Source organism: Bradyrhizobium genomosp. I (2014), assembly GCF_000261685.1.
Classification (GTDB): Bacteria; Pseudomonadota; Alphaproteobacteria; order Rhizobiales; family Xanthobacteraceae; genus Bradyrhizobium.
The window spans coordinates 23,198-29,536 of record NZ_AJQE01000086.1; the positions used below are offsets into that span (position 1 = coordinate 23,198).

The window sequence follows — 6,339 nt, forward strand, 5'->3', positions numbered from 1 at the left end:
GTGACCTCATGGGCCCACCTCAGTCTTGTGGCTGGCATACCATATACCACAGGAACTGCAACCTGGATTCTTTGACTTCGAGATCTGGACTGCGCCGGAACCTGCCCGGTCACGGGCTCCGGAAGTGAAACCGCCGAAGACCGGGTTTCGATCTTCGGCGGGGTATTGCTTTGCGGCTTAGCGGCCGAGAAGATCGGGGGCGATCTTCTTGCAGGCATCGACCAGGCCCTGCACGGCACCGACCGACTTGTCGAAGGCCTCGCGGTCCTTGCCGGCGAGCTCGATCTCGACCACGCGCTCGACACCCTTGGAGCCGATCACGACGGGCACGCCGACATACATGTCCTTCACGCCGTATTCACCATTGAGGTAGGCGGCCGAGGGCAGCACGCGCTTCTTGTCACGCAGATAGCTCTCGGCCATCGCGATGGCCGAGGCGGCCGGCGCGTAGAAGGCCGAGCCGGTCTTGAGCAGGTTGACGATCTCGGCACCGCCGTTGCGGGTGCGGTCGACGATCTCGTCGAGGCGCGCCTGCGAGGTCCAGCCCATCTTGACGAGGTCGGGCAGCGGGATGCCGGCGACGGTGGAGTACTTCACCAGCGGCACCATGGTGTCGCCATGGCCGCCGAGCACGAAGGCGGTGACGTCCTCGACCGAGACGTTGAACTCGTCGGCCAGGAAGTAGCGGAAGCGCGCCGAATCCAGCACGCCGGCCATGCCGACGACCTTCTTGTGCGGCAGGCCCGAGGCCTTCTGCAGCGCCCAGACCATCGCGTCGAGCGGGTTGGTGATGCAGATGACGAACGCGTCGGGGGCATACTTCTTGATGCCGGCGCCGACCTGCTCCATGACCTTGAGGTTGATGGAGAGAAGGTCGTCGCGGCTCATGCCGGGCTTGCGCGGCACACCGGCAGTGACGATGCAGACCTTGGCGTTGTCGAGCGCCTCGTAGGAGTTCGCGCCGCTGTAGTGCGCGTCGAAGCCGTCGACCGGCGAGGACTGCGCGATGTCGAGTGCCTTGCCCTGCGGCACGCCCTCGGCGATGTCGAACATCACCACGTCGCCCAGCTCTTTCAGGCCGATGAGATGAGCCAGCGTTCCGCCGATCTGACCGGAGCCAATCAAAGCAATCTTGTCGCGCGCCATGTGAACCTGTCCTTTAGACACGTAAGGAGGGAAAACTGAGACGGGTGGTTATCCCTTTCGCCTCCCCCGTTCAAGTCGCCCAATGCCCAATTGTCGGGCTTGCCGCGGCCTCGGGCACGCAGCCCTGTCATTCCGGGGCGTGCGGAGCACGAACTATGGTGCGCAATTGCGCACCTGAGAATCTCGCACGACAATCTCAGGATTCCGGGTTCGCGCTGACGCGCGCCCCGGAATGACAGCGCTGGCACAAATAGGACTTAAGTCTCCACCAGGCCCTTGGTCGAGCCGCTCGCAGTGGAATCCTTGCGGCCGTGAGGCAGCGCCAGATAGGTTTCCGAGCTCATTTCGATCAGGCGCGAGGCGGTCCGCTTGAACTCGTTGGCCTCGTTGCCCTCGCTGGCGAGGTAGAGCGAGATCGGATTGGCGTCGGCCGAGGCCATCAGCTTCACGGCGTTGTCGTAGAGCGCGTCGATCAGCGTGATGAATCGCTTGGCGGCGTTGCGCTGGGAGAGGTCCATCACTGGAATATGGTCGACCAGGATGGTGTGATAGTCGTGCGCCAGCCTGAGGTAGTCGGATGCACCTAACGGCTTCTCGCAGAGGTCGGCGAACGAGAACCGCGCGACGCCATGGGCCGAGCACGGCACGTGCAGGATGCGTCCCTTGATTGAAATGTCGCGCGACCTGCATTTGGCGCCCCCCGACATCCGCTTCCAGGCGCGGTCGAGCGCAGCGTCCGCATCGCCATCCGCCGGAGTTAGCCACATCGGCACGCCCTGGAGCTTCTCCAACCTGAAGTCGGTTCGCGCATCGAGCCGCGCGACGTCCATGTGGTCGGTGATCTGCTTGATGAAGGGCAGGAACAGCGAACGGTTGAGCCCCCCCTTGTAGAGATCTTCGGGTGCGACGTTGGAGGTTGCGACCACCACGGTACCCAGCTCGAACAGCTTGGCGAACAGGCGTCCCAGGATCATCGCATCCGCAATGTCGGTAACGTGGAATTCGTCGAAGCAGAGCAACCAGCTTTCCTCGAAGATCGCGTTCGCGGTCAGCGCGATGACGTCGCCGTCGGCGATCTCGCCGCGCGCGATGCTCTGGCGAAAGTCGTAGATGCGCTCGTGCGCTTCCGCCATGAATTCGTGGAAATGCGCGCGCCGCTTGTGCTCGACGGTACTGTGCTGGAAGAACAGGTCCATCAGCATGGTCTTGCCGCGGCCGACCTCGCCGTGGATGTAGAGCCCGCGCGGCGCGTCGTCCTTGTCATTGCTGCTGAACAGGCGGCTGAGCAGGCCCTGCTTGCGCTGCGGCTTGTAAGTGGCGAGCCGCTGGTCGAGCGCCGCATAGGCCTCGGCGACCTCGGCCTGCGCGGCATCGGGCTCGATCGCGCCGGAGGCGATCTGAGCCTGGTATGCCTGTCGGAAAGAGGAACCGGGGGTGGAGAGCATGCCCCCTTACCGCCAGAGACCGGCGGAAATTGCAAGCCGTGAATTGGGGTCAGAGCTATGCGGTTTCGTGTCCCGGACGCGCTGCAGCGTGTAACGCTGCTGCGCAGAGCCGGGACCCACTATTTCGTGATTTCGTTCATCGTGGAGCAATGGGCCCCGGCTCTGCAGCGCACCGCTTCGCGCTGCGCAGCGGCCGGGACACGCGAGAGTCATGCGACGTCTACTCACACAGCTCGTAGGCGTCCTCGACCACATAGGGGCCGCCGCCGGTGGAGGCGCGGGACGAGAACAGCACGAAGCGCTCGGCCATGAATGCCTTGCTCGGAAAGTAGCCGCGCAGCGAGAGATAGTCGGCGACGTCGCGGTCGGAGGCGTCGTGCAGGCGCGCCAGCGTGACGTGCGGGATGAACTTGCGTCCCTCCGGATTGAGGCCGATCCGCTGCATCATGCGCTCGAGCTCGGCCTGCAACTCCATCAGCGGCTTGCTCGGCGCGATGGTGGCGACCACCGCGCGCGGCTTGCGACCGCCGAAGCTGGTCAGCCCCTGCACCTTGACCTCGAACGGCTTTCGATCGACGCGAAACAGCATCGAGGCGATCTCGTTGGCGGAAGCACCGTCGATGTCGCCGATGAAGCGCAAGGTGACGTGATAATTTTCGGGATCGATCCAGCGGGCGCCGGGGAGGCCACCCCTCAAGTTGGAAAGCGACTGGCCGATCTCGGCCGGAATTTCCAGACCCGTAAACAAACGCGGCATCGTTTCGCACTCCCGATGCTTGGGTACAGCCCTCGAGGCAAGGACCATATCCAAATTAGAGCCGGCGACGAATCACCGGTACCCTGATTCCTATCGCAGTTGTATGACTCTGCGAAGCATGCCGCGCCCCACCCCCGTAAAACCCTGGGAATAAGGGTTGGCGCTGCCTGCATTTCAACGCCGTTGCTCAGCTATCGTGCCAAGGAATGCCTCCACGGTGGGCATGATGTTGCCGACGATGATGTCGACGCCGGCCGCAGTCGGATGAATGCCGTCGGCCTGGTTGAGCTTGGCATCGGCCGCAACGCCCTCGAGGAAGAACGGGTAGAGCGGCACGTCGAATTTTTTCGCCAGATCCGGATAAATCGAATTGAAGCGCGCGGCATAGTCGGCACCGTAATTCGGCGGCGCCAGCATGCCGCAGAGCATCACCGCGATCTTGCGCGCCTCGAGCCGCTGGATGATGTCGGTCAGTGCGGCGCGCGTCAGCTCGGGATCGATGCCGCGCAATGCGTCGTTGGCGCCGAGCTCCACGATGACGCCGTCAGTTCCATCGGGGACCGACCAGTCGAGGCGGTCGCGGCCGCCGGAGGAGGTGTCGCCGGACACCCCGGCATTGACCATGTCGACCTCTATGCCCTTGGTTTGCAAAGCTTTTTTGAGCCTTTGGGGGAACGCCTCCTGAGCCGGGAGGCCGAGACCGGCGCTCAAGGAATCGCCAAGAACGACAAGCTTGACCGGCTTTGTCGCTTCCGCCCGAGCGGGGGGCGCGATCGTCATCAAGCCGAGCATCAACACGGCTATGTGCATGAACAATCCGTAACGCCTCTCGACCGCGCTGTCGGAGTTGCCATATGAGCAGACCATGGACACTCGCATCGAATCCTCTTCGCTCGCCGCCGCCGCGGACACCATCGCCATCTCCAACGTCAATCTCTCATTGGGCGCGGGCGCGGCACGCGTTCACATCCTCAAGGATATCAGCTTGCGGGTCGCCTCGGGCGAGACGATCGGCCTGATCGGCCCGTCAGGCTCGGGCAAATCCACGCTGCTGATGGTGATGGCGGGGCTGGAGCGTCCTGATAGTGGAGAGGTGGTGGTATCAGGCACGCCTTTCAATGCCCTCGACGAGGACGCGCTGGCCCGCTTCCGCGGCCGTCAGGTCGGCATCGTCTTCCAGTCCTTTCACCTGATCCCGACCATGACGGCGCTGGAGAACGTCGCCGTGCCGCTCGAGCTTGCCGGCAATCCCGATGCTGCGAGGCGCGCGGCGCAGGAGCTGCAATCGGTCGGGCTCGGCGATCGCTTGCATCACTATCCGACGCAGCTCTCCGGCGGCGAGCAGCAGCGCGTTGCGCTCGCTCGCGCACTGGCGCCCGATCCCGCGATCCTCGTCGCCGACGAGCCGACCGGCAATCTCGACGAGACAACCGGAAAGCAGATCGTCGATCTCCTGTTCAGCAAGCACGCCGAGCGCGGCATGACCCTGGTGCTGGTCACGCACGATTCCTCGCTCGCGCATCGCTGCGATCGCGTGATCCGCCTGCGATCGGGCCGCATCGACACGCAGTCCGCGCCGGCATGAGCACGGTCACCGAATCCTTCGCCAAGCCCGGCGGCGTCGCGCTGTCGTTGCGTTATGCGCTCCGCGAATTGCGCGGCGGCCTGCGCGGCTTCTACGTCTTCATCGCCTGCATCGCGCTCGGCGTGATGGCGATCGCCGGCGTCGGCTCGGTGTCGGCGAGTCTCTCCGACGGCCTTGCCCGCGAGGGCCGCACGCTGCTCGGCGGCGACGTCTCCTTCGTGCTGTTCCAGCGCGAGGCGAAACCTGAAGAGGTCGCCTTCCTGCGCTCGCGCGGCTCGGTGTCGACCGCCGCCACCTTGCGCGGCATGGCGCGCGCGCCCGACGGCCAGCTCGCACTGGTCGAGATGAAGGCGGTCGACGACACCTATCCGATGCTGGGCCAGCTGACATTGGCACCGCCACTGCCGATGTCCGATCTGCTCGCGGAGCGAGACGGCGCGTTCGGCGCCGCCGCCGATCCGACGCTGCTGGCGCGATTGTCGCTCAAGACCGGCGACCGCGTCGCCATCGGCTCGGCGACGTTCCAGATCCGCTCGACCGTCGAAGCCGAGCCCGACAAGCTCGCCGGCGGCATCGGTTTCGGGCCGCGTTTCCTGATCAGCGAAGCGGGCCTGCGCGCCACCGGCCTGATCCAGCCCGGCAGCCTGGTGCGCTGGGTCTACCGGGTGAAGCTGCCCGATGTCGCGAACGATGAGCGCGCCACCGAAGCCTTCATCGCGGATGCGCGGAGCGCCGCGCCGCAGGCCGGCTGGGAGATCCGCAGCCGCTCCAACGCTTCGCCGCAGCTCGAGCGCAACATCAACCGCTTCACGCAGTTCCTGACGCTGGTCGGTCTCGCCTCGCTGCTGGTCGGCGGTGTCGGCGTTGCCAATGCCGTGAAGAGCCATATCGATCGCCGGCTCGAGGTGATCGCGGCCCTCAAGGCCGTCGGCGCAACAGGACGCGACGTCTTCGGCATCTATCTGGCGCAGGTCATACTGCTGGCCGCGATCGGCTCGGTGATCGGCCTTGCGCTCGGCGCCGCCATGCCCTTCGCGATCGTCGGCCTGTTCGGCAAGCTGTTGCCGCTGCCGGTGGTGCCGGCCCTGCATGCCGACGAGCTCGCGCTGTCCTTCGTCTACGGCCTCCTCACCGCGCTCGCTTTCGGCCTGTGGCCGCTCGGGCGCGTGCACGACGTGCCGGTGGCCGCGCTGTTCCGCGACACCATCAGTTCCGAATGGCATCGGCCGCGCGCGAGCTATCTCGTGTTGATGGGCGTCGTGATCGCCCTGCTCATCGCGGTGGTGATCGGCCTGTCCTTCGACAAGCGCATCGCGGCGGTGTTCGTGGCCTCCTCCGTCGTCGTCTTCGCCCTGCTGCGCGGCATCGCCGCCCTGCTGATGGGAATCGCGCGGCGGCTGCCGCGG

At 65.3% G+C, this 6,339-nt stretch carries 6 protein-coding genes; 2 read left to right on the plus strand and 4 right to left on the minus strand.

Annotated features, from left to right (window positions below; genetic code table 11):
• Positions 1-177: 177 nt before the first annotated feature.
• The 4 genes from mdh to IC50_RS08345 form a co-directional block, all read right to left on the minus strand.
• Positions 178-1,146, minus strand: coding sequence for a malate dehydrogenase (gene mdh / locus IC50_RS08330; RefSeq protein ID WP_035702908.1), 969 nt, complete (start codon positions 1,144-1,146; stop codon positions 178-180).
• Positions 1,147-1,403: 257 nt separating this feature from the next.
• Positions 1,404-2,591 carry a cell division protein ZapE gene (gene zapE / locus IC50_RS08335; RefSeq protein WP_035702909.1) on the minus strand — a complete coding sequence of 396 codons (1,188 nt, stop codon included), beginning with the start codon at positions 2,589-2,591 and terminating at the stop codon, positions 1,404-1,406.
• Between the two features lie 220 nt (positions 2,592-2,811).
• The gene (gene thpR / locus IC50_RS08340; protein ID WP_035702910.1) at positions 2,812-3,348 is read right to left on the minus strand and encodes an RNA 2',3'-cyclic phosphodiesterase; all 537 of its coding nucleotides are present in this window, start codon (positions 3,346-3,348) and stop codon (positions 2,812-2,814) included.
• 174 nt (positions 3,349-3,522) lie between these two features.
• Positions 3,523-4,158 (minus strand): arylesterase, encoded by a 636-nt coding sequence (locus tag IC50_RS08345; RefSeq protein WP_035702920.1) that lies wholly within the window; start codon positions 4,156-4,158, stop codon positions 3,523-3,525.
• Positions 4,159-4,213: 55 nt separating this feature from the next.
• Between IC50_RS08345 and IC50_RS08350 the strand changes: the two genes are divergently transcribed.
• Both IC50_RS08350 and IC50_RS08355 read left to right on the plus strand, forming a co-directional pair.
• Positions 4,214-4,933: an ABC transporter ATP-binding protein gene (locus IC50_RS08350; RefSeq protein ID WP_035702912.1), complete on the plus strand. Its 720-nt coding sequence runs from the start codon at positions 4,214-4,216 to the stop codon at positions 4,931-4,933.
• Positions 4,930-6,339: ABC transporter permease (locus tag IC50_RS08355; protein WP_035702914.1), on the plus strand; the 1,410-nt coding region annotated here is incomplete at its 3' end. The genes IC50_RS08350 and IC50_RS08355, both read left to right, overlap by 4 nt.

Coding starts and splice junctions, on each gene's coding strand:
- mdh (WP_035702908.1), bottom strand. CDS start 1,146: ATGGCGCGCGACAAGATTGCTTTGATTGGCTCCGGTCAGATCGGCGGA.
- zapE (WP_035702909.1), bottom strand. CDS start 2,591: ATGCTCTCCACCCCCGGTTCCTCTTTCCGACAGGCATACCAGGCTCAG.
- thpR (WP_035702910.1), bottom strand. CDS start 3,348: ATGCCGCGTTTGTTTACGGGTCTGGAAATTCCGGCCGAGATCGGCCAG.
- IC50_RS08345 (WP_035702920.1), bottom strand. CDS start 4,158: ATGCACATAGCCGTGTTGATGCTCGGCTTGATGACGATCGCGCCCCCC.
- IC50_RS08350 (WP_035702912.1), top strand. CDS start 4,214: ATGGACACTCGCATCGAATCCTCTTCGCTCGCCGCCGCCGCGGACACC.